Origin of the sequence: Nocardia colli (genome assembly GCF_008704205.1) — a bacterium.
Taxonomy (GTDB): Bacteria; Actinomycetota; Actinomycetes; order Mycobacteriales; family Mycobacteriaceae; genus Nocardia; species Nocardia colli.
Map to the genome: position 1 here is coordinate 65155 of NZ_VXLC01000003.1, position 26148 is coordinate 91302.

Consider the following 26148-nt stretch of genomic DNA (forward strand, 5'->3'; position numbering starts at 1 on the left):
GCCGAATCTGCCTAGGTGCCGGTGAAAGCCGGTTTCTCCTTGGCCAGGAAGGCTTTTACGGCCGCCTGATGGTCGGCGGTGCGGCCCAGGTGCTGTTGCGCGGCGAGTTCGCGGTCCAAGGCGGCGGACAGTCCGGACGCCGACGCGGCGACGAGCGACTTCACCCGGCGGTAGGCCGCTGTCGGACCTGTTGCGAGTTGTTCGGCGAGATCCGTTGCGGTCTCGAGCAATTCGTCATCCGCGACCACGCGATGAACCAGTCCCCAATCGAGTGCCTGCTCGGCGGTCACGCGGTCGCCCAGCAGCATCAGCCCGGTGGCCCGGCTGCTGCCAAGGGCCTCGACGAGCGCGTAGCTCAGGCCGGAGTCGCTGGCCAGGGCGATGCCGGTGAACGCTGTCGCAAACGTCGTCCGGGTTCCGGCGACCCGGAGGTCGGCGGCCAGTGCGATGCCGAATCCGGCGCCGACGCAGGCGCCCGGAATCGCTGCGACAATCGGGACTTCCAGCGATTTCAGCGCCCGAATGAGCGGGTTGTAGTGCTCACTGACGGTGTCCATCGCGGTGGTCGGATCGGTCTCCAGCGCCACGGCGTGCTCGCCCAGATCCTGGCCGACACAGAAGTTCCGGCCCTCGGCGGTGATCAATACCGCGCGCACGTCCGGATTCTCGGCGGTCGCGGTCACCGCCTCGAAGAACGCCAGCTTCGTCGGGTTGTCGAGTGCGTTGTGCGCCGACGGCCTGGCCAGGGTGATGGTGGCGAGTCCGTGCGCGGTCTTCAGGCGAACTGTCATCGTTTCTCCAGAAAGGCGGTCATCCGTTGGTGTTTGTCCTCGGTGTCGAACAGCACGGCTTGCGCGATGTCGTCGGCCCACGGGTGCGAGCCGGGTGCGTCGACGACCGTCTTGGTCAACCGCAGTGCGAGGCGCGACTGGCGGGCGATGCGATCGAGGAGCTGATGCGCCGCCGCGACATGGTCTTCGGCGATGTCCAGGATCAAGCCGGTGCGCAGCGCGGTCTCTGCGTCGATGTTGCGCCCGCCCAGCAGGATCTGTTTCGCGATCGACATGCCGACCAGCGACGGCAAGCGGTAGCTGGCGCCGGCGGCGGCCATGATGCCGAGTCCCGGTTCCGGGTTGCCGAATACCGCTGTCGGAGTGGCGATTCGGAGATCGCACGCGTAGGCGAGTTCCGCGCCGCCGCCGAGCGCGTAGCCGTTGACCGCCGCCACCGTGGGGAGCGGTAGTTTCGCGACGCGATCGAACAGGTTCCGGTTGATGCCGGTGAGCGCGTCGTCGCGGGTGCGCATCCGCAGCTCGTCGATGTCGGCGCCGGCCGCGAAGTCGTCGCCGCGGCCGGTGAGCAACAGCAGCTTGGGGTTTCGCTCGATGGTCGCGCAGACGTCGTGCAATGCGCCGATCATCCGCGCATTGATGGCATTTCGCTGGGCGGGCCGGTCGAGGGTGACCACGAACCGGTCCGGCAGTTCGGTGACGGCGACGCTACGCACAGTGCTCCTCACCCGTTGTGTCCTTCATTAATAACCGAACATTCGGTAGGTTGGCAAGGGTTGATCGGTGCATTGCGCTGGCAGATTTCGGGAACTGGGAGGATGTGAGGCATGACGAACGCACGCGTGACGCGCCGGACCGGGCTGCCCGGGCGTCCGGGATATGACCTGGATTCGCTTCTGGCCGTCGCGGTGAAGGTGTTCAACGACAAGGGCTACGACGGCACCAGCATGGACGCGCTGGCGCGCGGGCTCGGCATCACCAAGTCGTCCATCTATCACCACGTGTCGGGCAAGTCCGAGCTGCTCGAACTCGCGCTGAACCGGGCGCTCAACGCGCTGTTCGCGGTCACGACGGAGGAGCGGGCGGTTACCGGACCGTACATCGACCGGCTCGAGTACCTGGTCCGGCGCAGCGTCGAGATCCTGTGTGCCGAATTGCCGTACGTCACGCTGTTGCTGCGAGTGCGCGGGAACACCCCGGTGGAACGGCGCGCGCTGGCCAGGCGGCGGGAGTTCGACGATTTCGTCAGCGGGCTGGTGATCGAGGCCGCGGCCGAGGGGGATCTGCGGCCGGGGATCGATCCGGCGCTCACCGCGCGGCTCGTCTTCGGCACGGTCAACTCGCTCGTCGAGTGGTACCGGCCGCGCGCGGGCGGGTCCGCGACGGATCTCGCCGATGCTGTCGTGGCGCTCGTGTTCGACGGTCTGCGCCGCGCCTGAGCGACATCCCGGCGGGGCGTCCCCGGAGTTCGTTTTGCTTGACAAGGCTCGCTGTCCGAGGGGATCGTAATTACCGACCGAACGTACGGTGGGACGGAGACCTCGTGAGCCGATTGTTGGAGAGCTATGTCCAGGGGCGCTGGTTTGCCGCGGCGGACGAGGGCACGCCGCTGCTCAGTGCGATCGACAGTGTCGAGGTGGCCCGGATCTCGTCAACCGGACTGGATCTCGCCGGCGCGGTCGATTACGCGCGCACCGTGGGTGGGCCCGCACTGGCGCGGCTGACCTTTCACGAGCGGGCGGCCGGGCTGAAGCAACTCGGTCAAGCGCTGCTGGCGGGCAAGGACGAGTTCTACGCGGTTTCCCGGCTGACCGGCGCGACCAAACGCGACTCGGGCATCGACATCGACGGCGGTATCGGCACCGTGCTCAGTTACGCGAGCAAGGCGCGGCGCGAATTGCCCAACGACACTGTGTATCTCGACGGTGCGATCGAGCCGCTCGGTAAGCACGGCACGTTCTTCGGTCAGCACATCTACACCTCGCGGCGCGGGGTCGCGGTGCAGATCAACGCATTCAACTTCCCGGTGTGGGGGTTCCTGGAGAAGCTCGCGCCCGCGTTCATCGCCGGTGTGCCTTCGATCATCAAGCCCGCCAGTCAAACTGCGTATCTGACCGAGCTGGTGTTCCGGCGCATCATCGAATCCGGTGTGCTGCCCGAAGGTTCGGTGCAGCTGCTGTGCGGCGGCGCTCGCGGGTTGCTCGATCATCTCGGTGGGCAGGACTCGGTCGCGTTCACCGGATCCGCGGACACCGCGGCCACGCTGCGCGCGCATCCGAACGTTGTCGGCGAGGGGGTGCACTTCACCGCCGAGGCGGATTCGCTCAACGCGTCGGTCCTCGGAGCGGACGTGACGACCGGCGATGCCGAATTCGAGCTCTACATCAAGCAACTCGTCACCGAGATGACCGCCAAGGCGGGGCAGAAGTGCACCGCGATTCGGCGCGCGTTCGTGCCGGCGGCGATGGTCGACGACGTGATCGATGCGACGAAGGCGCGGTTGGCGAAGGTTGTCGTCGGCGATCCGGATACCGAGGGTGTCACGATGGGGGCGCTGGCCAGCGTCGAGCAGCGGGACGAGGTCGTGAAATCTATTCGGGGACTGACCAAATCGGCGACCATCGTGTTCGGTGACCCCGAATTGGTGGAAGTGGTCGGGGCTTCCGCGGCGGCGGGGGCGTTCATGTCGCCGATCCTGCTGCGCGGCGGGGACAAAGCGGCGACCGAGCCGCACGAGATCGAGGCGTTCGGGCCGGTGTCGACGGTGCTCGGGTATGACGGCACCGACGATCTGATCGAACTGGTCGCCCGGGGGAAGGGGAGTCTGGTCGCCTCGGTGGTGACCAAGGATTCCACCATCGCCCGGGAGATCGTGCTCGGGCTCGCTCCGTACCACGGGCGAATTCTGGTGCTCAACAGCGAAGATGCCCGGGAATCGACGGGTCACGGGTCGCCGCTCGCCGTGCTCGTGCACGGCGGTCCCGGTCGAGCGGGTGGTGGTGAAGAGCTCGGCGGCATCCGCGGGGTGCTGCACCACATGCAGCGCACCGCGGTACAGGGGACGCCGAATGTGCTTACCGCAGTGGGGAACAGGTGGGTGGTGGGCGCAGACCGCGTCCCCGGCGAGGTGCATCCGTTCCGGAAGGACCTGGGCGAGCTGCGGCTCGGCGACACCATCGTCGGCGGTCCGCGGCTGGTGAGTCGCGCCGATATCCAGCACTTCGCCGAGTTCACCGGTGACACGTTCTACGCGCACACCGACCCGGAAGCGGCCGCGGCGAATCCCTTGTTCGGTGGGATCGTGGCGCACGGGTACCTCGTTGTCTCCCTTGCCGCAGGGCTGTTCGTCGACCCGGCGCCCGGCCCGGTGCTGGCGAATTTCGGCGTCGACAATCTGCGGTTCCTGACACCGGTGAAGGCCGACGATTCGCTCACCGTGACCCTGACCGCGAAGCAGATCACCCCGCGCCAGAGCGCCGCCTATGGCGAAGTCCGTTGGGACGCAGTGGTTGTCAATCAGAACGACGAAGCCGTCGCGACCTACGACGTGCTGACCCTAGTGGCGAAACCGGAGGAATCATGACCTATCGCATTGCTGTCTGCTACGGCAAGCCCGAGAACCCGGCGCAATTCGACGAGCACTACACCGCCGTGCACATCCCGCTCGCCCGCGCGGTTCCCGGGCTGACCGAATTCACCTGGGGCAAAGTAGCTTCGGTGGATAACGGCGAGCCGCCCTGCTATGCGGTGGCCAGCCTGTACTTCGCCGACGAGCAAGCACTCAAAACCGGCATGTCCTCACCCGAAATGGTCGCCGCGGCCAGGGATCTGCGCAACTTCGCCACCGGCGGGGTCACCATGTTCACCCAGGAAGAACAATCCGTCAGGTGAGTGCGCCCGGCCTGCACACCGCCAAGGCGATGTTCGAAGCCGGCGGCTACGTCTTCACCCTCGCCGACACCACCTTCGCCCTGGCCTGCAACACCCACGCCACCGCCGCGGTAGCCGCCCGAGCCGACATCCGCTTCCTCCGCCCCACCAAAGCCGGCGACATCCTCATCGCCGACGCCGTCGAACGAGCCCGCTACGGCCGCAACGGAATCTACGACGTAACCGTCACCACCGGCGACCAGGTAATCGCCGAATTCCGCGGCGACAGCCGAACAATCCCTGCCCCGCAGTGAGCTTCGATGCCCGCGGGCGTCTAGTCGGTCGGCAGCTCTCCGCGGGCTTTCAGTGCGGCGAGGAGGTGGGGTGGTGCGAGGTCTTGGAGTACCGCTAGTGCGCCCAGGCTTTCGAAATGGGCTGCCGATGTGCTGAATTCGGGGTCGAGTGGTATTCCGGCGGCGCGCAGTTCGTCGGGGAGGCGGCGGATTACCTCGAAAATGGCGGGGGAGGGGCGGTAGTCGTCGTGATCGCGTTCCGGCGGGTCGGCTCGGTAGATGGCTTCGAGGGCTTCGCCTGCCTGCTGCACCCTGGGATGCTCCTCCACCCGGATACCTCGATCTGTTTCGTCGTCGAGGTTCTCCCACTCGAGCGGACACCAGGCATCCTCCGGCGGGATCTCCGCTCGCTCGTCCGCGCCGAGTGCATGAACCGTGAAGTACGACGGCCGGGCTTCCTCGAACCAGCGCACTACGACGCGAACGAGCGCACCCGCGCGCGGATATGCACGTAGGTCTTCGGCGATCGCCCGAGCCATAGCGGCCGCGAACTCGTCTTCCTGCGAAGTCACCGGCGCAGCCTATCCACCGCGAGTCGCGTTGCCGAGACGGTGATCGTGGGGGCTGCTCAGCCGCTCTGGTCTTCGGCGGGCCGTTGTTCGCGGGCCCGTTTGTCGTAGCGGTTCACTCGGGGGATCGGGCGACCGGGGAGGCGGGGTGGCCAGTTGAGGTCGTTGTGGCCGACTTTGCGGGTGCCGTCCGGGCGGCGGCGGGAGAGGAAGGGGGTGGAGCGGAGGGCGAGGACGATGGTGGCGAAGGTGATGCCGAAGGTGGCGGCCAGGGCTCTGGGCAAAGTTCCCATCATGGGGGCCGCGAGGAGCGCCGCGCATGCTGCCGAGTTCCAGTACAGGCGGGCGTTGTAGGGGCGTTCGTCGCCGCCGTTGACCGCGAACAGCACGACGAGGGCCATCAAGACCGCCCCCGCGATCAGGACCGCATGCATGGCGCTAGCCGCGCTCGACGCGGTAAGGCGATGTGGCGGGCGCAAGTTGGATCGCCAGCATCACCAGAGTGCCTGCCACGATGCCTACTCGAATGCCGCCCGGAGCCAGCACACACAGCGCGGTCGTGCCGATCGCCAGCCCGATGATCAACGTGGTGGTGGCCCGGCGCGGGTGGCCTCGCTCGGCGTCGACGGCAGAGAACACCGCGATCCCGAGAGCGATCACCGCGGTGAGGGCCGCGAGGATTTCCATGATCGATCACTCACCTTCCTAGTCGAAGAGACTTCCGAGCCATTTGCCTGCCTTCGCGCCATACGTAGAGCCTGCGAAGGCGCCGATTCCGCCACCGATCAGCGCGCCGACCGGTCCGCCGACGGCGCCGCCGATCGCTGCACCAGCGTATGCGCCGGCCCAGCCGCCACCGATCGCGCCGCTGCTTTTGCCGACCGTTTCACCAGCCGGTTTACCGTCTGCCAGGTCGATGCCCATGGAGAAGAGCTCCATCGCGTTGGCCGCGCCGGACAGGCGCCCGGCCAGTTTGCCCGCGCGGGCCGCTTCCTCAGGTGTGAAGACGGGCCCGCTGCCCGGCGCCCAATGACTACCCTGCGGTGTCTTGGTGGCTGCGCCCTGCGCTGCTCCACCGACGCCGCCGATCGCCGTGCTGCCGTTGCTCAATGCGGACGCGGTCCCGTCGTCGCCGCCCCCGGAGCGACCCGGCGGGGGTGCGACGGGAACGTGGCCGGTGAACCCATCGGGGACATCGCCATGCGCCCTCGCCAATTGGTCGGCGGCCTGCTGCTCACTGGGTGTCGGCTGATACCCCGATCCCTGCGCGGAGGTTGTCGGCGACGATTGCGGGTTCGGTTTCGCGGGCACGGGGACGTGCCCGGAGTAGTCGTCGGGAACGTCGCCGTGTGCCCTGGCGAGTTGATCGGCGGCTTGCTGTTCGGGGCTCACCCCTGTCGAGTTGGTACCGCTGGTGGTGGTGTTCCGGCTGGTGTTGCCCTTGCCGTCCTCGGCGATGGTTGTGGTGCTGCCGTCGGGATTGTCGATGGAGATCTTCGTCTGACCATTCCCGTAGTCGGTGATCGAACAGGACGGCGAGCTATCGGGGTCGGCCAGGATGGGGAAGACGTTGTCGGCGTCGGGTTCGATGTGCTGGACGATGGTGTCGCCGTCGGTGTCGTACCAGGTGCGCACTGGGCGGCCCGGAGCGTCGTAGGCCCAAGGCGGATTCGTATGGGACACGATGTTGCCGTCGACGGCGAGGACATCGATGGAGCCGTCGGGGTTTGTACGCAGGTGCCCACCGGGTGGAACTTGTTGCGGGAAGCGATATTCCCGGGGCGCGGCCGGGTCGGTCATGAGGACGAATGTCTGTTCGCCGCCGTCCCACGGCTTGGCGATCGTCAGTTGCTGCGATGAGGCCCCGCGACGGAATCGTACCGCCGGAGCGAGGAAGGCCGCTGTGCCGGCCAGCAACAGCAAGGGGATCCGGCCGGAGCCGCCATCTTTCACCGGTTCGGAGCGATCGTTGTCCGGCGCGGTCGGGTTCGGATTCACCAAAGGCATTGGGGGAGAAGCATGTTCGGTAGCTATGGGAGACGGGATGACCGCAATCGTGGTCGGCGGCGTTGCGCTCGAGGGTATTTCAGCAGTGGGCTGCGGAAGCGGTGGTTGCGGCGACTGGTTGCCCGGCAGTACGGGGTTGTCCGCGCCGGGGACCGGAACGATCGGTGTCCCGTTGCCGAGACCCACCGGTGGCGGAATGAGCGCGCCGGCCTGGCTTCCCCCGCCGCTGGTGCTCGGCGGCTGGCCGGGAAGCGCGGGCGTCGGCAACGCCGGGGGTGTGGTCGGCGGGCCTGGTGGAGGCGCCGGCGGGATCGAGGGGGTGTCGACGCACGGCCACCCCGGATGCATCTGCTGCCATTCGGCACAGGGGACTGCGGAAGCGGAAGGCGTTGCGAAGGAAGCGAATCCGATGCTGATACCGACTGCGCCAGCGGCTGTCGCGGCGGCGGCGAGCCGGACGGTTCTCGGGCGGCTCATCGGCTGCCCCGGCGGGCCTTCACCAGCGCGGCGAGGGTATCGATGCCCCACCAGGTGAGGCGGCCGGCGATGGACATGTAGAGGAAGAAGGCGAGGTAGACCAGGATCGCGCCGTAGTCGTCGGCCCAGCCCGGCATCCGGTCCAGGTGGGCGAATGCGGCGATGAGCAGGAACAGTCCGGCCAGCAGGGCGATCGGCGCCAGTGCGACCTTGTTCGGTTCCGGTGCGGAGTTGGCGGCGTGGTCGGTGGTCATGGCTGTCGGATCTCCTTCTGGAATCCTGCTACCGGTTGGCTCCGCGTTGGAAGGTGTTGTGTGAGTTGATGTCAGAGCCAGATGGGGTCGCCGTAGGCGGTGGTGGTGTTGTCCGCGGTGGGGGTGGACATGGTGGCGGTGGCGAAGGAGCGCAGCGAGACTGGTCCCATGCAGGCGTCGACTTTCACTTCGACTTGGTCCATGGCGATCGATGCGCGTCCGGAGGCGAGGGCTTTCTTGCCGAATTCGACGGTGGCGATCGAGCCGGGTTTCAGGGTGGTTGAAACATTGGGTGAGACTGAGGCGTTGACGCCGAGGCTGACGCTGGGTGGGTAGGAGATGTTGAGGGATGCGTTGGGGCCGAAGGATGCTCCGAGGCTGGTGGTCAGTCCGCTGGAAACGTCGATCTGGCAGCCGATTTGGTAGCCGAAGCTGACGACGGCGGCGTTGACGGGTTTGTTGCCTTTGCCGGAGATTTCGGCGATGGCTTTGAGTGAGACGAATCCTTCGCGGGTGAACATGGTCGCGGCGAGGTTCGGATACCGGTCGAGGGTTTCGGCGGTCTTGGTGACCGTCAGTGTCCAGCCGTCGTCGGTGTCGACCACGCGTGCTTTGTCCGCGACGGTGTCCGCTGATGCGGTCCCCTGTCCGGCGGACAGCAATCCTGCTGTTATCGCGCTGGTGCACAGCATTGCAGCGGTTCCGCTGCGTCGAAACGCAACCCTCATTATCGAATCCATCCTTTACCGGGTCGAGTCTCTGTGCGGAGTTGCCTGCTGGGGTTCTCCGTTGCGTACAGGAAAACGCATCAGCTAACTATTAGCAAACGGTAGTTTGCGGCTCGTGTCTGCCGTGATCGTTCGTTCACCGTTTGGACACCTGAGGTCCGCTGGCCGGAGTCGGTGGTCGAGGTTTCAACTACGGATTCGTGGCGTGCGTCACGCGATATTCGTTATCTGGCGGACGAGATCCCCGCGGAGGCGACTGCTACCGCAGGTCGGAAATGGTTCGACGGCTTTGCCTGGGCGTGCCACAGTGGGGGACTGTGACGATCGGCGAGCCGGTGAGTGCGGCGGACGTGAGGTTGATGCAGGGTCTGGCGCAGCGGATTACCGCCTGTCGTCCGGAGTTGGTGAACGATGACGCGTCGTTCGGGGAGCTGGCGTGGATCTGGGGTAAGGGGCAGGCCGCCGAGGGCGCGAGCTGGTGGCGGCGATTGTGGTTCTCGGATGGGGATCTGGTGGCCTGGGGGTGGGCTCAGCTTCCGCATCAGGTGCGGCGCAGTGATGGGTCGGTGAAGGACGTCACCGGCGCCTACCTGATGTATCAGGTCCATCCGGACCACGCCGAGCTGGTCGGCGAGGTGATCGACTGGTACGACGTGGTGGCCGCGGGATTGGAGCGCACGGTGATACCGAGCGCTGCCGACGAGTTCGGCTTGAAACAGTGGGCGGCGCACGGATACGTGACCGATCCGGCCTCGGTCGGTGACAGCGGATCCTGGACTCAACTCAACGAGCGGGACCTCGTGGACGTGGAACAGCCGGTGCTGCCGAGGGGATTTCGGTTCCGCACGGCGGCAGAGGTCGAGGCGGCGGCGGTCGTCCAGGCGCACGTAGACGCCTGGGCCCCTTCGACTTACACGGCGGAGAGCTATCAGGGCATCCGGCAGACGGCAGGGTATCGGGACGATCTGCACCTGCTGGTGGAAGCGCCGGACTCGACGATGGCGTCTTCGACGATCATGTGGCTCGATGACGTGAAGAAGACAGTCGAGTTCGAGCCGGTCGGGACGCACCCGGCATACCGACGGCAGGGATTGGCGCGGGCGATGCTGCTGCACGGCATGCGGCTGGCCCAGGCGGCCGGGGCCACTCATGCGACGGTCGCCTGCCTGGGTGCGCCGGGCTATCCCGCCGCGCGTGAGCTGTACTACGGCGTCGGATTCCGGGAGTTCACCCGCGACGCGCCACTCATCAAGACCGTGAATTGACGGCCCCTCCGGGCCAACGGTTTCGGGTGATCGTCAGGCCTCGGCGACCTCCGCGATCACCTCCAACAGCTCGGTCAAGATCTGCTGGTCGGTGTTCGGTGACATCAGAGACGCACGTAAGTAGGGACGCCCGCCCAGCTGGAAGGACGACAGATAGAAGCGCCCGTCCTGGATGAGCCGAGCGCGCAGCTCGAGCTGCCGGTCACCCCACGGCTCGTAACGGAAACAGAGGATGTTGCTGTGCGGCTGATAGGGCGCGCTGAAATCGGGACGCTCCTGGATGAGCGCCCACAGATCCTTGGCGAGGTCGTACTGCCGCTCGACGTACGAGCGCAAGGAAGCTTCGCCGCGGTAGGCGAGGGTGAGCAGAATCTTCAGGCCCAGCGGCGATTTGGACGTTTCGAAGGTGAACTGCCCGGGATCCACCTCTTCGGCCTCCGGCCGGTAGAGGTAACTCGCGTCCTGCTTGAACATCGTGTTGAGATAGTGCTTTTCGCGAAACAACACGCCCGTGCACAACGCCGACGTCCGCAGCATCTTGTGCCCGTCCCATACTGTCGAGTCAGCTCGCTCGATGCCGGCGAGCAGGGCCCGCAGGCGCGGCGAGATCAGTGCGGAGGCGCCGTGCGCACCGTCGACGTGGAACCACAGATCGTTGCTCTCGCAGAACTCCGCGACGTCGGCGATCGGATCGTATAAGCCTGTCCCAGTGGCACATCCGTTGGCCACGACGGCCACCGGACGCCGCCCCTGGGCGCGCACCTCGGCGAGCGCGGGCGCGAGCCCGGCCGGATCGATGCGGCCCAGTTCGTCGGTCGCGAGCGTATAGACCCCGCGTTCACCCAACCCCATCACCGCGGCGGCCTTCCGCACCGAATAGTGACTGGTCGCCGGCGCGAACACCACGAGATCGCCGGAATTCCCCTCCCGCCACGCGGTAGCGTCGGCGTGCGAACGAGCCGCGAGCAGCGCGGTCAGGTTCCCGAGCGATCCGCCGTTCGTCATTGCGCCGATACCGGTTTCGGCCCAGCCGACATTGTCCAGCATCCACCGGCACACCGCCCGGTCCACCGCGGCGGCCGCCGGGGCGAGTTCGTATACCAGCGGAATGTTGTTGGTCACCGCCTGCAAGATATCGGCGACCACGCCGGGCGTATCCGACGGCGCGATCTGATGCGCCATGTACCCGGGGTGGTGATGACTGGCCGAGATATCGCTGTATGTGGTGACGAAGGAGAGCAATTCGGGCAGCGTCATCCCGCCCTCCTCGACCCACCGGCTCAGCTCGAGCCGCTTGGCCACGGTATCGATGTCGGCGGAGGAGACGACCTCACCGGCACCGGTCCGCACGGATTCGACATGGGCCGCGAGGGTTTCGAGAACCGCCGTCCCGACCTCTCGCACATCGTCGACCAAATCGACAGGGAGCATGATGATCCTCTCGGGGCTAGCAGTCGATCAGCGCGCGGCCGAACCGACGGGGTCGAGATCACCGTCGATGTTGCGCATCATGATTCGGTCGATATCGACATCGGGTACCTGGAAATCGTGGATCAGGAACTCCTCCATCAGCAGCACGCTGAGCAGATGCACGTAGGCGTCGCCGAACGGATACAGGATCCGCGAGGTCGCCGATTTCGCCTTCTCCACCAGCTGATCCACCGCTTCCGGCACCAGGAAGCCGACCCGGCGAATGGTGGACGGAGCCAACACGTCCGACACCCAGTCGTCGCCGTCCGGCAGCAATGCTCCGGAACCGGGCACCCGCATGCCGAACTTGGGCCGGTCGACGATCTCGCGCGGCAGCCGATCGGCGTAAGCCTCACGCAGGATGTGCTTTTCGCGCGCCCCGTTCAGCTTCCACTCGGTCGGGAGCGACGCGGCATACTCGACGACGTTGAAATCCATGAAGGGATAACGACCTTCGACGCCGAAGCCTGTTCCGGCACGGTCGCCCAGGCAGGTCATCCCGTAGCCGATCAGGAAGGTGTGCATGTCGAGCAGCATCGATCGATCGACGGCGGATCGCTGATCGAAGTCGGGGAAGTCGGCGCGCAACCGGCGCAGCAGCACGGCGTGATCGTCGAAAACGTCGCCGGGGGCGTCGATGAGCTGGTCGACGGGTTCGGTTTCGAACCGCCGAAGATGCGCCCCGAGGATGAAATCGCGATTCGCGCGGTCGGCGTAGAACTGGAAGATCGCGGTGGTCTTCGTGGCGTCGCTGTAGCGCATGTCGTTCAGCGTGGGTGCGAGTTCCTCGGCCGCGCCCGCGAAAGACCCTTGCCGCAAACAACGTTCGAGAATCGTCGCCTCTTTGGCGATGTCGTAGCCGGCCAGCAGCTCGTCCGCGCCTTCGCCGCCGAGGATGACGCGCACGCCGGCCAGCCCCACCTGTTCGGCCAGCACGCCGTAGGCCACCGGGGCGGTGAAGTGCAGCGGCTGCTCGCACTGTCGCACGACGTGCGGGAACCGCTCGCGCACCTGCGCGCGCGTGACCGGGATCCGGACGTGCCTGCTACCCAGCTGGTCCACCATGGCCTTCTGATACGGCCACTCGTCCACCGGACTGTCCGCGGCGTCGATGGAGAACGTGGTGAGCGGCTCGTCGATCAGCTCGTTCATCACCGAGGAGACGACCGCTGAATCGATGCCGCCGCTGATGTAGGTGCCCAGCTTGTAGTCCGTGCGCAGGCGCAGCCGGATCGATTCCCGAATGACATCCCGCAGACCGCTTTTCGCCTCCTCGAAGGACTTCGGCGCCGGCCCGGCGGGCTGCCGGGCGATGCCGTGGTAGTACTTCGACAGCTCGGCTTTGCCGTCGCGGACCGTCAGGACATGACCGGGCGGGATGGCGTCGATGCCGGTGAAGCAGGTTTCGCCGGGGACCGGGCTCCAGTACCGCATCGCGCGCCGCACCTTGTCCGCGGCGAGTTCGCGCGGCACGCGGGGGAACGCGAACAGTCCTTTGATCTCGGAGGCGAAGTACAGGGTGCCGTCCTGCTCGGTGTAGAAGAGCGGGCGCTCGCCGAAACGGTCGCGGCCCAGGATCAGCTGCCCTTCCCATTTGTCGTAGAAGACGAAACCGAACTGGCCGTTCAGGCGCAGCAGCGCGTCGTGTCCCCAGTACGCGAGCGAATGCAACAGCACCTCGGTATCGGAGTTCGTCTTGAACCGGATCCCGTAGGTTTCCAGTTCGCTGCGCAGTTCGAGGTAGTTGAAGATCTCGCCGTTGAAGCCGGCGATGTATCGATTGTCCGGCGTCACCATGGGTTGCTGGCCGAGCCTCGGGTCGATGACCGAGAGGCGGACCGTGCCGAGGGTGAACGCCGCGCTGTCGTAGAGGCCTACCTCGTCGGGGCCGCGATGGGCGATCGCCCGGATTCCCCGCCGAACCAGATCCAGTCGCTGATCTTTCCGTAATCCGCTGTCAATGAATCCGACCACGCCACACACGAATGTCTCCTATCCCTGCCGACTACAGATCAACTACACCGAATCCAGATACCTGTTGCGCTCCCATTCGGTCACTTCTCGCTGGCCGGCCGCGGCCTCGTTCGCCGCCACCTGGCACAGGTTCTCCACGGTCGCCGCGCCGAGTGCGCGCCTGGCGAATTCGCTCTCGCCGAAGCGGGTCGCCGCCTCCCAGATGTTCGTGGGCAGGGGCGAATACTCCGCTGAGATATAGGAATTCGCGGCAGGTGGGGCCGGTTTCAGCTCTTCGGTGATGCCGGCCAGGCCCGCCGTCAGCTGGCCTGCGGCGAGCAGATAGGGGTTGGCGTCGGCCGCGGCGATGCGCGTCTCCACGCGGGTGCCCTTGGCGTCGCGGACGAGGACACGCACTGCGGCACAACGGTTGTCGAGCCCCCACGAGAGATTCGTCGGCGCGAACGAATGGTCCGCGACGCGCTTGTAGCCGTTGGGGGTGGGGACCGCCACGAGTTGCAGGTCTGCCGCGTACTTCAGCAGGCCGGCGACGTAGTTCTCGCCGACGCTGCTCAGTGAGCCAGTGGCGTTGTCCCAGAACGCATTAGCTTTCGCCCGCCACATGCTCTGGTGGATGTGCAGGCCGCTGCCGGACAGATCGCCGAACGGCTTCGCCATGAAGGTCGCGCGATATCCGTGCCGCGGCGCCAGCTGCTTGACCGCATACCTGAAGAACAGCAGGCTGTCCGCCGCCGTGAGCGGATCCGATGGCGTCAGGTTGATCTCGACCTGCCCCGGCGCGTACTCGGCGCCACACGCCTCGACCTCGACGTCGGCGCTGAGCAGCATGGCGCAGACCTCATCGAGAAACGGCTCGAGATAGTAGTTGTCGTGCAGGCTGTACACCGGGTTGCGATCGCCGTGCGGGCGCAGCGTCTGCCCGTCGACGGCGTAGAACTCGGTCTCCATGGCGATATAGGGGGAGAGACCGGCCTGCTCGAGCTCGGTCACCGTCCGGCGCAACACATTCCGTGGCGAGATCGCCGCGAGGTTCCCGGCCGCGTCGACGATGTCACAAAAGACCAAGGCGGTCTTCGGTTTCCACGGCACGAGTCGTAACGTCGACACATCGGGGCGCAGGAAGATGTCGGGATATCCGTTGGACCAGCTGTACTCCGCGGTCTCGATAACGTCCATCTGATAGTCCCAGGCCAATACCGCCGAGGACAGGCCGACCGCATTCGACATCCCGTTGGCCGCGAACGATTCGACCGGAATTCGCTTCCCGCGGATAGCGCCGGTCATATCCGGCGTGGCGAGCTCGACCATGGTGATCGAGTGCTCTTTCAGGAATTGCTCAACCGCTTCCATCTGAATCCTCTCGCCCCCCGGCGGCTCGACTAGTTTCCGCGACTGGTTCGGGTGGGCGGCGGCTTGAACGCGCGGTCCGGGCGACGCGGCGGGCGATGCGCAACCGGCTTGGCGTGCAACGCATCCCACCTGCGTGGCAGGTCCCTACCGGCATCGTCGCACATGGGTTCAGTCTGGCAGGCCCGCCCGCGATCCGGCATGCCCCGGATGGGGGGTTGCAAATCGGATATCCACCGGTGATCTTGGTGAAAACGACGTAACATCCAAAACTCCTCACCAGTAACCCATTTCGTGCTAGACATATGGGAAGCGAAGACCGTGACTGACACCTCAACCATTGTCGATGCCGTAGCCGAGCCACGGCAAGCCCCTGGTCCGACGGGCAGGGATGCCTTCCGGGTAATGGCCGAAATGCGCCGGGACCCTTGTGTGGCGTTCCAGAATCTGATCGCGCGTTATGGCGACGTCGTCCGGTTGGAGGTCGCGGGACAAAAGCTGTTTCTCGTCAACGATCCTGAACTCGTCGAGGCCGTCTTCGTCGGGCGGCAGGGCAACTACGTCAAGACCCTGAACGCCAAGGTCGCGGCAATGGCGCTGGGCAACGGACTCCTGACCAACGGCGGCGACTCCTGGGCCCGGCAACGGCGAATCATGCAGCCGCTCTTCGCTCGACGGCAACTGGACCGGTTCGTCGAATACATGATCACCGCCGCCGACCGCACCCTGCTGCGCTGGGAAACCCGTTCCGACGGAGATCAACTCGACGTGTCCGTCGCGATGAACGCCTTGACGCTGGACGTGACCGGCCCCGCCCTGTTCGGCACCGATCTGTCCGACGACGCCGCGCACGTGCACGAGGCCCTCGTCGAAATCCTGCGCTGCGTAGGCAAAGCCATGACCTCGCCGCTCACCTGGCTGCCCGCCCGGCTCCCCGGCGTCTCCCCGGATCTGGCGCTGCGCCTGCAAGCGCCACGCTGGCGAAAGCTGGACGCGGCGGTCGGTGTGCTCGATGGTGTTGTCGCCCGGCTCATCCGGGAACGACAGGACACCCCGCAGGACGACCGGCACGACCTGCTCGGGCTGCTGCTCGCCGCCCGCGACGAGGCGGGCGCATCGGCAATGAGCCCGCGCCAAGTCCGCGACGAACTGGTCACCTTCCTGCTCGTCGGCCACGACACCACGGCCTACTCACTCGCGTGGACATTGCTGCTGCTGTCGAACCACCCCGAGGTTCGCGAGCGCCTCATCGCCGAGGTCGACACCGTCCTCGGCGGCCGCCGCCCCACCCCGGCCGACCTCGACGACCTGACCTGGACCTCGGCCGTCATCGAGGAGTCGATGCGGCTCTACCCGCCCTCCTGGCTGATCGAACGGCAGGCCGCCGCCGACGACGTGCTCGGCGGCTACACCATACCCGCCGGCGCGACCGTGTCCGTCGCGCCCTACCTGCTGCACCACGATCCGAAATCCTGGCCCAACCCCGAAGGTTTCGATCCCCGCCGATTCCTGCCCGAGAACCGGCCGTTCATCTACCCGGCCACCGGCGAGCAAACGAGCCGCCCGCGGTTCGCGTACCTGCCCTTCGGCGCGGGCCAACGCCAATGCATCGGACTGGGATTCGCGCGCGTGCAAGCCAAGCTCATCCTCGCCATGCTCACCCAGCGCTACACCTTCGATCTCGCGCCCGGCGCCCGCATCGTCCCCGAACCCACCCTGACCCTCCGCCCGCGCGACGGACTCCCGATGATCCTGCGGCGCAGAACGATTCCCCCGCAGGGCGAGTGAGCGCCTGGCCCGCAGACGATCTCACTCCGTGGCGGGCTGCTCCGCTGTCGTCGGTTGGGCGCCGTTCACTCGTTCGGTGACGAGTCCGAAGTCGCAGTCGTGCCGTTCCTCGTTCTCGACCACCGAGACGACCGCGCTTTCGATGAGTTCGGCGCCGCGTTCCTCGCGCAGGATCATCGGGTCCGAGCGGACGTCCTTGTACAGCGAGACGCACAGCAGGACCATGATCAGGACGAAAGGCAGTGATACGACGGTGGTCAGGGCCTGTAGGCCGGTCAATGCTCCGCCCAGGTTGCCCTTGTCGGCGATGACGAGCATGATCGCCGCCACGGCGCCGGTCGCGGCGCCCCAGAAGATCACCGTCGCCTTGGACGGTTCGAGGCTGCCCTTCTCTGACAACGTGCCCATCACGATGGAGGCGGCGTCGGCGCCGGAGACGAAGAAGATGGCGACCAGGATCATCACCAAGACGGCGGTCACCGACGCGATCGGGTAGTGATCGAGCAGGTGGAACAGGGTGAAGTTGGAGTCCACCGAGCCGTCCGCCTCGGTCAGGTCGCCGGTCTCGCGCTGCTGGAAAATGCCTGCGCCGCCGAAGACTACGAACCAGACCAGGCTGACCAGGCTCGGCACCAGCAGGACGCCGGTGACGAACTGCCGGATCGTGCGCCCGCGGCTGATCCGGGCGATGAACATGCCGACGAACGGGGTCCAGGAGATCCACCAGGCCCAGTAGAAGACGGTCCAGCTGGACAGCCACTTCTGCATCTCGTCGCCGCCGCTGACGCTGGTGCGCGAGGCCATCTTCGGCAGCATGTCGAGGTAGTCGCCCACCGAGGTGGGCAGCAGGTTGAGCATGAAAAGCGTTGGGCCGACCAGGAAGACGAAGACCGCGATGAGCAGCGCGAGCACCATGTTGATGTTCGACAGCCACTGGATGCCGCGGTCGATGCCGGAAATAGCGGAGACGATGAACGCGATGGTCAGGCCGGTGATGATGGCGACCAGGCCGATCTTGCCGATCGAGTCGACCCAGCCGTTGAACTCCATGCCCGCGCCGATCTGCAACGCGCCCAGGCCGAGCGAGGCCGCGGAACCGAACAGCGTGGCGAAGATGGCCATCATGTCGATCGCGCGCCCGCCGATGCCGTCGGCGTGCCGTCCGAGGATCGGCCGGCAGACCGCGGAGATCAGTTGGGAGCGGCCCTTGCGGAACGTGCCGTACGCGATGGCCAGGCCGACCACGGCGTAGATCGCCCACGGATGCAGCGTCCAGTGGAACAGCGTCGTCGCCATGGCGACCTCGGCGGCCTCGGAACTCCCGGGTGCGGCGGTAGCCGGCGGCGGGCTGGTGAAGTGCGTGACCGGTTCGGCGACGCCCCAGAACATCAGGCCGATGCCCATGCCCGCGCTGAACATCATGGCGATCCACGAGGTGGTGCGGAACTCCGGCTGCTCGTCGTCGGCGCCGAGCGGGATCTTGCCGTATCGGCTGGCCGCCAGCCAGATGACGAAGACGACGAACGTCGAGGCGATCAGCACGAACAGCCAACCGGTCTTGGTGATCACCCAGGACTGCGCGTCGGCGGATGCGGAGCCGAGGCCGGCGTGATCGACGATGCCCCAGGCGACGAACGCGAGCGCGCAGATCGCGGTGATGCCGAACACCAGCCAATCGATACCGTGTTTCACCGGTGACTTTCCGGTCGGGTGCGCAGCCGGTTCATCGGAGTTGTGGCCGGTATCGGTCGACATGAGTTTCTTTCTCCGATCGCTATCAGCGTACTTCCGGGAATCCCCTTGTTACACCTGGGCAACCGTACAACGTCGTTGCTACGTACGGCGGCACAATGGCATGCGTTTCGAATTCCGGCCGTGTGGTACACAGATGAGGTGGCGCGGGACGATGTTTCACCCCAGACGGTCACTCCGCTGGGCCCCGATTTCCTCTGGGGTGTGGCTACCTCGGGATTCCAATCCGAAGGGCATGCGCCGGACAGCAACTGGCTGCGCCGCATCGACGAGTCGAACTTCGAGCCCTACGGGAATTCGATCGATTTCTACTCCCGCTACACCTCCGACATTCCGCTCGCGGGTGCGTTGGGGGTGCAGGTGTTCCGGATCAGCGTCGAATGGGCGCGGGTGCAGCCGCGGCCGGGGGAGTGGGACGAGAACGCCTTGCGGTTCTACGACGCGGTGCTCGACACCATCGTCGCGGCGGGCATGCGGCCGATGATCACGCTGGACCACTGGGTGTATCCGGGCTGGGAGTCCGATCGCGGCGGCTGGAACAACCCGGGGATGGTCGACGACTGGCTGGCCAACATGCGCGTGGTGGTCGACCGGTATGCGCCGCGAAATCCGTTGTGGGTCACCGTCAACGAGCCAGTTGCCTACATCGTGTACGAGATGCGCTACACCGGCGTCGATGCGCAGACCATCGAGGAGCGGATCGCGGCCGTGCACAACGTGAGCTACGACTACATCCATCAGGTGCAGCCGGACGCGATGGTCACCTGCAACGTCGGGTACGTGTCCGGGCGGGAGACCGAGGTGAATCAGCCTATGGTCGACCGCATCTCGGGCAAGCTCGACTACTTCGGCGTCGACTATTACTTCGGCGCCGACGATCCGGACGAGCCCGCCCCGGAGGATCGCCAGATCTGGGAACTGCCGTTGCAGGCCGAGGGTGTCTACTACGCCCTGCGGCACTACGCGCGGCTGTATCCGGACAAGCCGCTCTACGTCGTCGAGAACGGAATGCCCACGGAGAACGGGCAATCCCGCCCCGACGGCTACGATCGCGCCGATTATCTGCGTGATCTCGTCTACTGGCTGCAACGCGCCCGGATGGACGGGATGAACGTGATCGGTTACTGCTACTGGAGTCTCACCGACAACTACGAATGGGGTTTCTACACACCGCGTTTCGGCCTCTACACGGTCGACGTCCGGACCGATCCCGACCTCGTGCGCAAGCCGACCGACGCCGTCGACGCCTATCGTGACATCGTCCGCACCGGCGGGGTTCCGGCCACGTATCGCCCGACTCGCCCGCCGCTGGCATGTTCCTACGTGGATCCGCCGAGCAGCTGCACCGATCCCGTCACCCTCCCCGATCCGAGCGCACGAACGTAACCTGAACCGAATTTCAGGCGGCTGTACCGTGGAGCGGATCACGGGCTTGTCGGGAGTCGCCGCGGAAGCGGAAAATTGGTTACCGACAACGCTTCAGTGGAGGCAATTATGGTCGATTCACTTTTCGCGGACGTGTCCGAATATCAGATACCGGTAGACGACTCGTATCCGTATCAGATCTTCTCGCTGCGTTCCAACGACGGCACCTACCGGGACCACAATTTCGCCCAGAACTACGCGTGGGCGGCCGATGCCGCGGACGCCGGCCGGATCTCCTGCTTCATCGTCTACATGTACTGGCGGCCGAATTGGCTCGACACCGTCGACACCCATCGGTCGATGGTCGGTCAAGCCGGTGGACCGCATCCGAAAATGATCGCGATGGTCGATGTGGAATCCGGCGGCAATCCCGGCGGGGATCAATCCGACGGCATCAACCGCGCCTACTGGCGGCTGGTCGATTGGCTCGGCTCGACCCAGCGGGTGATCGGGTACGCCAACCGGTCCGACTTCAACACCATGTGGCGGGTCCGCCCGGATGGGCTCCGGGTGATCGGCGCGGGCTACGGCAGCAACCCCAACCTGCCCGGCCAGATCGCCCACCAGTACACCGACGGCCGCGGCTACGGTGGCGGATTGCCCGAAGGCGCACCACCTTTCGGCAACTGCGACATGAACGCCGCGAACGGATACTCGCCGGAGACGTTCGCCGACGCCTGCGGGGTCGGCTCGGTCGCGCCGGATCCGGTCGGCGACATGTGGATCGACTTCATGGGCCTCGGCGGCAACGGCTGGCCGCAGCTGGCCGGGCACACGCTGGTCGACGGGGTCGCGCTGGTCGGTGAAACGCTCGGTATTCCGGGATTCGCCGTGCCGCCGGGCCCGACCCAGGTGCCGCTGCCGCGCGACACCGAGGCCCGCATTCGGGCCGAGTGGATCCAGCTGCGTGGCCCGCGGGGCGAGGGCTGGCCGCAATGCGGCGGGCTGTCACTGGTCGACGCCATCGCGGCGATCGGCGAGAAACTCGATATCCCCGGTTTCGAACGGCCCTCCCAGTAGTTCGATCGGAGCGACATGTCAATCATCTCGTGCACGAACGGTCACTTCTTCGTGGTCACCGACTGCGTGTCCCAGGCCGAGGCGGCCGCCGTCGCCGAGGCGTCCGGCGGCAACCTGGCCGGGCTCACCGGCGACAACGTAGCCGAGCTCAGCTTCGATGCGGACGCGCTCGCCGACGTAAAACCCTGTGACGCAAGCCAACCCGGGCTCATCGCCTGGTTCGGCAGCTTTGACGGCGGCGTCCCGGAAGGCACCGTCTATCTCGTCGCCCTCGACACCGGACAGGTGATGAACGTCGCCGCCCATCGCGCGGCGGCCTGGACCGGGCTCGTCCTCGCCGAATCGCGGTAAGCGTCAGCCGTTTTGGCGGATGCCGCGCAAGAAGATGGTGAGCAGCCGGCGGCAGGTCGCGTCCCAGTCGGGGTCGGTGGGGCGCGGCTGGGTGAGCAGGGCCCCGAAGGCGACGATGTCTTGATGGGTGGTGTCCGGGCGCAGCGTTCCGTCGGCGATGCCGCGGTCGATCACCCGCTGGACGAAGTCGTGGATTTCCGCGCGCAGCGTCTCGGTCTCGGGTGCGGTGACCGGTGGTCCGCCGTGCAGCGGCAGGACGAGCTCGTTGCGCTGACTGATCGCGGCCTCGATGAAGAGCTGGAGGCAATCGGCCGCGGTCGCGCTGTCCCGTTCGGCCGCTTGCGCATTGGCGAGTACCTGTTCGAACGAGCGGTGGGTGAGGTGGCTGAGTAGCTCCTCGCGCGTGGCGAAATGCCGGTACAGCGTGCCGATTCCGACGCCGGCCTCGGCGGCGATGGTCGCCATCGGAACCCGCAAGCCGTCGCGATAGAACGCGGCGGTCGCGGCGCGGAGCAGTTCCTGCTGGTTGCGCAGCGCGTCTCGGCGCAGATCGGTCATGCCCCTCATTGAACCCGCTGTCCTACGTGACCGCAGGAACTCCGGCCCATCAGCTGCCGCGACGGCAATGTAGGCGTTGACTACTATGTTGTCGACGCCTACATTGGCGGATATGACCGATAACAGATGGACCTCCAGCGATCTGCCCTCCTTCGTGGGACGTCGAGTCGTCGTCACCGGTGCCAACAGCGGGCTCGGCCTGGTGGTCACCCGGGAACTCGCGCGCGTGGGCGCACACGTCGTGCTCGCGGTTCGCGATGTCACGCGCGGGCGCGAGGTGGCCGGGCGGATCGACGGCAGCACCGAGGTGCGCGCCCTCGACCTGGCCGATCTGTCCTCGATCCGGCGTTTCGCCGACGAATGGACCGGCGAGATCGACGTGCTGGTGAACAACGCGGGCATCATGCTCGTCCCCGCGGGCAAAACCAAGGACGGGTTCGAAAGCCAAATCGGCACAAACCATTTGGGCCACTTCGCGCTGACGAATCTGCTGCTGCCGCACATCACCGACCGTGTGGTCACCGTGTCCTCGCACGCGCACCGCCGCGGCACCGTCGACCTGGACGACCTGAACTGGGAAACCCGGAAGTACAGTGCGGCAGGCGCTTACGCCCAATCCAAGCTGGCGAACCTGCTGTTCACCCTCGAACTGCAGCGCCGATTCACGGCCACCGGGTCGTTGCGGGCGCACAGCGCACACCCCGGCTGGGCCGCGACGAACTTGCAGAGCCACTCCGGCAGCAGGCTGGTCGACGGCGTGATGCAGATCGGCAACAAGCTGTTCGCGCAGGACGCGGCGGCCGGCGCGCTGCCCACCCTGTACGCGGCCAGCCAGGAACTACCGCCGGCCAGCTACATCGGCCCCGGCGGACCGTTCGAACTGCGCGGCAATCCGGTCATCGTCGGACGTTCCGCGGCGGCCGGTGACGCCGAAAAGGCAAGGCGGCTCTGGGAATTGTCCGAGCGGCTGACTCGCGTGCCGTCGCCGGTGTGAGTTCGGCTGCGTCAGTCGCGCGGGCGCAGCCCCCGCATGAGTTGCGCGATGGTGTCGGCCAGCAGTTCGTCGGAGTTCTCCGCGGTGACGAATCCGGTGCCGATGAACGTGGCCAGACCCTGCATCGCCGCGACGGCAGGCAGGCCGATCCGGATCGGGTCGCCGGCCGCGACCTCGCCGCGTGCCTGCCCCTCGGCGATGGTGGCCATCGGTACGGCGAACGCGCGCTCCGCGGCGGCGGCCATGTCCGGGCCGGAATCGGGACTGTGCTTGCGGGTGAACATGACCGCGAGCAGTTCCGAATTCTCGACGGCGAACTTCAGGTAGATCCGCGCGATCGCGAGCATGCGTTCCGGGAAGGTACCGTCGGTGCCGGCTTCCTGGTTCAGCTCGGCGAGCCGTTCGAAGCCGCTCAGGGCGAGCGCGTCCAGCAGCGCCTGCTTGTCCCGGAAATGGCGGCTGGGCGCGGCGTGGCTGACTCCGGCATCGCGCGCGAGTTGACGCAAGGACAGGCCGTCGACGCCGGACTCCCGCAGGGTGTCCTCGGCCCGCTGCAGCAGTTCCGCGCGCAGATCGCCGTGATGGTATGAGCGTTTACGGAAGCTCATAACGCACACGGAGTATTCGGCATACGACAGAGTGTAGTCGTTGACTACTTTGTAGCCGACGACTACATATTCGGGCTATTGGGATCGACCGCGGGCGTGTACGGGCCAAAGGTCGACGAGTATGTCGTCCTCGACGACGTGGATGACGTCGTAGCGGTCGACGGTCGGATCGCAGTGCGGGGGGAGCAGTTCGATATGCGTGCCGAGCCGCGGACGGTCGGGTGCGCCGGTCAGGATCAGGCCTTGTTCGTCGCCGTACCAGAGGTATTCACCGAGGTCGGTGCTCGGACGATCGGCATCGGTGGCGAACGCCTTCAGCCCGGCATCGATGGTCAGTGATGTGGGTTGCGCGGCGTTGATCACGGTGGCACTCACGAACAGCGCGTGTTCCAGGCTGTCGAGCCAATCGCTGCGCACGACGCGGTACTGCACGTCCAGCACCGTGTAGGAGCCGGGCTGTAGCTCGTTCAGTACGCCGATGGCGAGATCGGCGTCGAGGGTGCCGGTGCCGCCGCCGGTGCGAATTGTGGTGTCGTGGCCGTGCCGGTCGAGTAGCTCGATCGCGGCGCTGAGCTGCTCCATGCCTGCGGCCACCGCGGCGTGCCGTTCGGTCGCGTCGGGGATGTGCTGCCAGAGGCCGCCATAACCCTGCACGCCACGCAATCTGAGCCGGGGTGCCGCCTCGATCACCGCGGCTAGCTCCAGTGCGGCGGCGGGTGTCGGCACTCCGGTGCGGTGCATGCCGACGTCGACATCGATGAGGACATCGATGTCGGTACGGGCTGTGGCAGCGAGCGCGGTGGCGTTGTCGGGGTGATCGAGGGTGACCGCGACCGAGGCGCCCGCCGCCGCCAGATCGGCGACCCGGGCCGCCACTTGCGCGCCGACGATCGGTGAAGTGATCAGCAGATCCTGGATTCCCGCGGCGTAAAGCGCTTCGGCCTCACCGACTTTCGCCACGCAGATGCCGACGGCGCCGGCCGTGAGTTGGTGCCGGGCCAGATCCGCCGACTTGTGCGTTTTGGCGTGCGGCCGCAGCGCGACTCCGGCAGCGCGGCAGATCGTCGCGGCCCGAATCAGGTTGCGGTTCATGGCCGCCCGGTCGATCACCGCCGCCGGAGTCGGAATCGCCTGGCGCGAACCGGGACGGCCGATCAGCTCGAGCGCCTGGCGGATGACCGGGCGATCGGCGAGGGCGCCGAGCCTGGCGCGTGGATCAGCGACGGTACTCATGGCGCTACGTTACCCGAGGCCACGGTCGGATCCCCGTAATAGCCTCGGCTGCTGCGTGATTCATGGTGTGGGTATGCGAGCGGTGGGTACCGGCAGGCCTGCGTGCTCGACGGTGTGGCTGAGGAGCCGTCCGGCCGTGGTGATGTAGAGGGTGTTCTGATCGAAGGCCAGCGACGAGACGAAACCGTCAGGGAAGTCGATGACCGTGTCGAGGGTGCCGTCGGGGTCGAACCGTGCGATGGCGCTCGCGCTGCCGAGCGCGACCCACACGCCGCCGTCCGCGTCGACCGCCAATCCGTCACATTCACCGCGCGGCGCGGTGGCGAACACGCGGGTCTCGCCATCACACACCGCAAGCACCCTGCTCTCGGCGAATTCGCAGACGTAGAGCGTCTGCCCGTCGGGCGCGAACCCTAACCCGTTGGGCCATCGGATATCCGCCGCCGCAGTGCTGACCACACCGTCCGGATCGATCCGCAGAACCTCACTCGGCCCAGCGGGTTCACCGCGCTGCGGATTGTGCCGCAGCACACCGACATACAGCGAACCGTCTGCGCCGACCGTGACATCGTTGAACCCGGTCGCGCCCTCGACGGTCAGGATCGGCCGCAGTCCGTCACCCCCGGCATACGACACATCGCGTCCGGTCAGCAACAGACCGCCCTCCGCGTGCAAGGCCAGCCCGCCGATCCCTCGACGCGACTCGACCATAGTGTCAGCACGCCCATCGGCGTATCGGAACACCCCACCACCGGTGACATTCGAAAACAACACACTGCCATCCACTTCCAGCACCGGAGCTTCGAGAAGCCCTGGCGCGGAATACAGTTCGATCGGCATCCCACCACCACGACGGTCCTCCGGCGTCGACGTCATGGTTGCCGATGAATCGGATCGATCCAATGGACGGTGTCGGGCTGCTCGACCGGATCGATGTCGAGGTTGACGACGACGGCCTCGCTGTCGCTGCGTACCAGCACGCATTCGAGGGGTTCGTCGGTGCTCGCGTTGATTTCCTGGTGCGGGACGTAGGGCGGGACGAAGATGAAGTCGCCGGGGCCGGCCTCGGCGACGAACTCCAGTCGCTCGCCCCAGCGCATGCGGGCGCGTCCGCGCAGGACGTAGATGACGCTTTCCAGCGCGCCGTGATGATGCGCGCCGGTTTTGGCGTTCGGGTGGATCGTGACCGTGCCCGCCCAGATCTGCTGGGCGCCGACGCGGGCGGCGTTGATCGCCGCCGCGCGGTCCATTCCGGGTGTCTGGGCGGTGTTCGAGTCGAGCTGGTCCGCCTTGATGACCCGCACGCCGTTGTCCCGCCACGCACCGGCCGCCGATGAATTCGGCTGTGATTCCTCTGCTGTCACCAGTCGACCT

General features: G+C 66.5%; 26 protein-coding genes and 1 pseudogene. 10 read left to right on the forward strand and 17 right to left on the reverse strand.

Annotated elements, in window-relative coordinates:
* Positions 1-11: 11 nt before the first annotated feature.
* Complete coding sequence (locus F3087_RS07340) at positions 12-791, reverse strand: enoyl-CoA hydratase/isomerase family protein (RefSeq protein ID WP_150401092.1); 780 nt, start codon at positions 789-791, stop codon at positions 12-14.
* On the reverse strand, positions 788-1507 hold the full coding sequence (locus F3087_RS07345) for an enoyl-CoA hydratase/isomerase family protein (RefSeq protein ID WP_150401093.1): 720 nt from the start codon (positions 1505-1507) through the stop codon (positions 788-790). Before F3087_RS07345 ends, F3087_RS07340 begins: the two co-directional genes overlap by 4 nt.
* A gap of 111 nt (positions 1508-1618) precedes the next feature.
* Between F3087_RS07345 and F3087_RS07350 the strand changes: the two genes are divergently transcribed.
* The 4 genes and pseudogenes from F3087_RS07350 to F3087_RS07365 form a co-directional block, all read left to right on the forward strand.
* Positions 1619-2230 carry a TetR/AcrR family transcriptional regulator gene (locus F3087_RS07350; RefSeq protein WP_150401094.1) on the forward strand — a complete coding sequence of 204 codons (612 nt, stop codon included), beginning with the start codon at positions 1619-1621 and terminating at the stop codon, positions 2228-2230.
* Between the two features lie 104 nt (positions 2231-2334).
* Positions 2335-4374: a phenylacetic acid degradation bifunctional protein PaaZ gene (paaZ, locus tag F3087_RS07355; RefSeq protein ID WP_150401095.1), complete on the forward strand. Its 2040-nt coding sequence runs from the start codon at positions 2335-2337 to the stop codon at positions 4372-4374.
* The gene (locus F3087_RS07360; RefSeq protein WP_150401096.1) at positions 4371-4682 is read left to right on the forward strand and encodes an EthD family reductase; all 312 of its coding nucleotides are present in this window, start codon (positions 4371-4373) and stop codon (positions 4680-4682) included. Before paaZ ends, F3087_RS07360 begins: the two co-directional genes overlap by 4 nt.
* A 41-nt stretch (positions 4683-4723) precedes the next feature.
* Positions 4724-4975, forward strand: a pseudogene (locus tag F3087_RS07365) (hotdog fold thioesterase); the annotation flags it as partial.
* Between the two features lie 20 nt (positions 4976-4995).
* On the opposite strand, the gene F3087_RS07370 reads toward F3087_RS07365, so the two are convergent.
* The 6 genes from F3087_RS07370 to F3087_RS07395 form a co-directional block, all read right to left on the reverse strand.
* Positions 4996-5526, reverse strand: a complete 531-nt coding sequence (locus F3087_RS07370) for a hypothetical protein (protein ID WP_150401097.1) — start codon at positions 5524-5526, stop codon at positions 4996-4998.
* 56 nt (positions 5527-5582) lie between these two features.
* The gene (locus F3087_RS07375) at positions 5583-5957 is read right to left on the reverse strand and encodes a hypothetical protein (protein WP_150401098.1); all 375 of its coding nucleotides are present in this window, start codon (positions 5955-5957) and stop codon (positions 5583-5585) included.
* A 4-nt stretch (positions 5958-5961) separates the two neighbouring features.
* Positions 5962-6210, reverse strand: a complete 249-nt coding sequence (locus F3087_RS07380) for a hypothetical protein (RefSeq protein WP_150401099.1) — start codon at positions 6208-6210, stop codon at positions 5962-5964.
* 18 nt (positions 6211-6228) lie between these two features.
* Positions 6229-7521, reverse strand: coding sequence for a hypothetical protein (locus F3087_RS07385; RefSeq protein WP_191093831.1), 1293 nt, complete (start codon positions 7519-7521; stop codon positions 6229-6231).
* Positions 7522-8003: 482 nt separating this feature from the next.
* Positions 8004-8261 carry a hypothetical protein gene (locus F3087_RS07390; protein WP_150401101.1) on the reverse strand — a complete coding sequence of 86 codons (258 nt, stop codon included), beginning with the start codon at positions 8259-8261 and terminating at the stop codon, positions 8004-8006.
* A 71-nt stretch (positions 8262-8332) separates the two neighbouring features.
* Positions 8333-8953, reverse strand: a complete 621-nt coding sequence (locus F3087_RS07395; RefSeq protein WP_263407199.1) for an MspA family porin — start codon at positions 8951-8953, stop codon at positions 8333-8335.
* Between the two features lie 353 nt (positions 8954-9306).
* Here F3087_RS07395 and F3087_RS07400 point away from each other — a divergent pair, with 353 nt between their 5' ends.
* Positions 9307-10254 (forward strand): GNAT family N-acetyltransferase, encoded by a 948-nt coding sequence (locus F3087_RS07400; protein ID WP_150401102.1) that lies wholly within the window; start codon positions 9307-9309, stop codon positions 10252-10254.
* A gap of 33 nt (positions 10255-10287) precedes the next feature.
* On the opposite strand, the gene F3087_RS07405 is transcribed toward F3087_RS07400, so the two are convergent.
* Genes F3087_RS07405 through F3087_RS07415 form a run of 3 tightly spaced genes read right to left on the reverse strand, consistent with a single transcriptional unit; the run spans position 10288 to position 15048 of the window.
* Complete coding sequence (locus F3087_RS07405; RefSeq protein ID WP_150401103.1) at positions 10288-11685, reverse strand: pyridoxal phosphate-dependent decarboxylase family protein; 1398 nt, start codon at positions 11683-11685, stop codon at positions 10288-10290.
* A gap of 27 nt (positions 11686-11712) precedes the next feature.
* Complete coding sequence (gene asnB / locus F3087_RS07410; RefSeq protein ID WP_191093832.1) at positions 11713-13698, reverse strand: asparagine synthase (glutamine-hydrolyzing); 1986 nt, start codon at positions 13696-13698, stop codon at positions 11713-11715.
* A gap of 42 nt (positions 13699-13740) precedes the next feature.
* On the reverse strand, positions 13741-15048 hold the full coding sequence (locus F3087_RS07415; RefSeq protein WP_150401105.1) for a glutamine synthetase family protein: 1308 nt from the start codon (positions 15046-15048) through the stop codon (positions 13741-13743).
* Between the two features lie 429 nt (positions 15049-15477).
* Between F3087_RS07415 and F3087_RS07420 the strand changes: the two genes are divergently transcribed.
* Positions 15478-16833, forward strand: coding sequence for a cytochrome P450 (locus F3087_RS07420; RefSeq protein WP_191093833.1), 1356 nt, complete (start codon positions 15478-15480; stop codon positions 16831-16833).
* Between the two features lie 21 nt (positions 16834-16854).
* On the opposite strand, the gene F3087_RS07425 is transcribed toward F3087_RS07420, so the two are convergent.
* Positions 16855-18588: a BCCT family transporter gene (locus F3087_RS07425; protein ID WP_150401107.1), complete on the reverse strand. Its 1734-nt coding sequence runs from the start codon at positions 18586-18588 to the stop codon at positions 16855-16857.
* 120 nt (positions 18589-18708) lie between these two features.
* On the opposite strand from F3087_RS07425, the gene F3087_RS07430 reads away from it, so the two are divergent.
* The 3 genes from F3087_RS07430 (at position 18709) to F3087_RS07440 (ending at position 21381) form a co-directional block, all read left to right on the forward strand.
* Positions 18709-19971 (forward strand): family 1 glycosylhydrolase, encoded by a 1263-nt coding sequence (locus F3087_RS07430; RefSeq protein WP_223884901.1) that lies wholly within the window; start codon positions 18709-18711, stop codon positions 19969-19971.
* A 108-nt stretch (positions 19972-20079) separates the two neighbouring features.
* Positions 20080-21030, forward strand: coding sequence for a hypothetical protein (locus F3087_RS46465; RefSeq protein ID WP_223884902.1), 951 nt, complete (start codon positions 20080-20082; stop codon positions 21028-21030).
* 15 nt (positions 21031-21045) lie between these two features.
* Positions 21046-21381, forward strand: a complete 336-nt coding sequence (locus tag F3087_RS07440; RefSeq protein WP_150401109.1) for a hypothetical protein — start codon at positions 21046-21048, stop codon at positions 21379-21381.
* Between the two features lie 3 nt (positions 21382-21384).
* Here the strand turns inward: F3087_RS07440 and F3087_RS07445 are convergent, their stop codons facing one another.
* Positions 21385-21939, reverse strand: a complete 555-nt coding sequence (locus F3087_RS07445; RefSeq protein ID WP_191093834.1) for a TetR/AcrR family transcriptional regulator — start codon at positions 21937-21939, stop codon at positions 21385-21387.
* 112 nt (positions 21940-22051) lie between these two features.
* Here F3087_RS07445 and F3087_RS07450 point away from each other — a divergent pair, with 112 nt between their 5' ends.
* The gene (locus F3087_RS07450) at positions 22052-22933 is read left to right on the forward strand and encodes an oxidoreductase (RefSeq protein ID WP_150401111.1); all 882 of its coding nucleotides are present in this window, start codon (positions 22052-22054) and stop codon (positions 22931-22933) included.
* Positions 22934-22944: 11 nt separating this feature from the next.
* Here the strand turns inward: F3087_RS07450 and F3087_RS07455 are convergent, their stop codons facing one another.
* The 4 genes from F3087_RS07455 to F3087_RS07470 form a co-directional block, all read right to left on the reverse strand.
* Positions 22945-23541 carry a TetR/AcrR family transcriptional regulator gene (locus tag F3087_RS07455; protein ID WP_150401112.1) on the reverse strand — a complete coding sequence of 199 codons (597 nt, stop codon included), beginning with the start codon at positions 23539-23541 and terminating at the stop codon, positions 22945-22947.
* A gap of 75 nt (positions 23542-23616) precedes the next feature.
* Positions 23617-24774: an alanine racemase gene (locus tag F3087_RS07460; protein ID WP_150401113.1), complete on the reverse strand. Its 1158-nt coding sequence runs from the start codon at positions 24772-24774 to the stop codon at positions 23617-23619.
* A 60-nt stretch (positions 24775-24834) separates the two neighbouring features.
* Positions 24835-25758, reverse strand: a complete 924-nt coding sequence (locus F3087_RS07465; RefSeq protein WP_150401114.1) for an SMP-30/gluconolactonase/LRE family protein — start codon at positions 25756-25758, stop codon at positions 24835-24837.
* On the reverse strand, positions 25647-26138 hold the full coding sequence (locus F3087_RS07470; protein ID WP_223884903.1) for a cupin domain-containing protein: 492 nt from the start codon (positions 26136-26138) through the stop codon (positions 25647-25649). Before F3087_RS07470 ends, F3087_RS07465 begins: the two co-directional genes overlap by 112 nt.
* Between the last annotated feature and the right edge of the window lie 10 nt (positions 26139-26148).